The 1,500-nt window shown below is 55.2% G+C and carries 1 protein-coding gene; it reads left to right on the top strand.

Translation table 11 applies throughout. The features are described from left to right. Window positions 1-143 precede the first annotated feature (143 nt). Window positions 144-1,500: IS4 family transposase (locus NG895_RS09015; RefSeq protein WP_252852154.1), on the top strand; the 1,357-nt coding region annotated here is incomplete at its 3' end.

Here is a 1,500-nt window from a genome sequence, read left to right as displayed (position 1 = left end):
TAAGCTTTTCTGCAGCAAACACTAAGCGTCGCTATCGCAGCAATGCTTGCTTGCTGATTGAGAAGTGATGTCGTCAGAAAAGGCCTCCGTTGCTCAGATGGTTTTTGTGTGCAAAAACCCATCCGTAGCAAGGAGGCCTTCTTATGGCACTTTGTAATTCGGTCCGTACTCGTCGGCAAGTTCGATTTCTCAGGCGGCAGTTCTTACAGGAAGGCGAATTGCCGTTTGCTGATCTGCTTTCGCAAGAAGCCATTTTACGAACCTTGGCGGAGATTGAGGTAGCCTGGAATGACCGCATCTATACGCCCTTGATGACGCTCTGGGTGTTCTTGGGCCAAGTCCTCAGCGCCGATCATTCCTGTCGCGGCGCTGTCGCCCGCTTTCTCGCGTATCGCCTCTCACAGGGACAACGTGCGTGCTCCTTAAAAACCGGCGCTTACTGCCAGGCAAGGAAGCGTCTACCCGTGGACTTCGTGGCGAACATGGCCCGTTTGATTGGTCGAAGGCTTGAAGACCAGGCGGAACAGAAATGGCTTTGGAAAGGTCATCACGTCTATATGTTCGACGGCACGACCACACTAATGCCAGACACGGCGGAGAATCGCGCCGCCTATCCACTCACCTTCAATCAGAAGGAGGGGTTGCCATTGGCCCGCGTAGCGGCGGTCTTCTCCCTTTCGTGCGGCGTGATCCTCGATCTGGCAACTGCCCGCTACGCCGGTAAAGGACAGGGCGAAGTCACGCTGTTTCGGCAGCTTGCGAGCTTGTTTTCCCAGGGAGACGTCGTCCTGGCCGACTGTTTGATGTGCAACTGGCGCAACTTCTACGAGCTGAACGAGCGCGACGTTCATTTCGTCACCAGGCTCAACAAGGCGCTGCGGAAAGCGGATTTTCGCAAAGGCACAAGTTTGGGCAAAGACGACCACCTCGTACGCTGGCCAAAGCCGCAGATCCGTGGAGTGGGGCGTGCTGCTCAACGGGCGATGCCCCGGTATGTGACCGTTCGTGAAGCACGCGTGTACATCACAACGCCGGGATTTCGCACGAAGCAAGTCGTCATCGTGACCAACCTGCTTGATTCGCTGAAGTACACGAAAGAAGACTTGGCCGATCTCTATCGCCAGAGGTGGAACAACGAATTGGATCTCAGAACCGTTAAGTCGGAAATGGGAATGGAGTGCCTGCGCTGCAAGACTCCCGAGCTGGTGCGGAAAGAAATCTGGGTTCACGCGCTCGCCTACAATCTCATCCGCACCGTCATGGCTCAAGCGGCGACGAAGTATGGCTTCTTGCCCCGCACGATCAGCTTTAAGGGAGCTCTGCAAACGCTGGAAGCATTCCGTCCTATCATCGCGACCGTTGGAAAACACGACGCCTCCACCAGAGAAATACTCTACGAACATCTACTCAAGGCCATCTCACTTCATCGAGTCGCAGACCGACCCAATCGCTTTGAACCAAGAAGGATCAAACGGAGGCACAAGCACTACGTCCCACTGG

Origin of the sequence: Aeoliella straminimaris (assembly GCF_024054565.1) — a bacterium.
Lineage (GTDB): Bacteria > Planctomycetota > Planctomycetia > Pirellulales > Lacipirellulaceae > Aeoliella > Aeoliella straminimaris.
The sequence above is the reverse complement of the archived record's forward strand: the minus strand, read 5'-3'. Positions and strand labels throughout refer to the sequence as shown.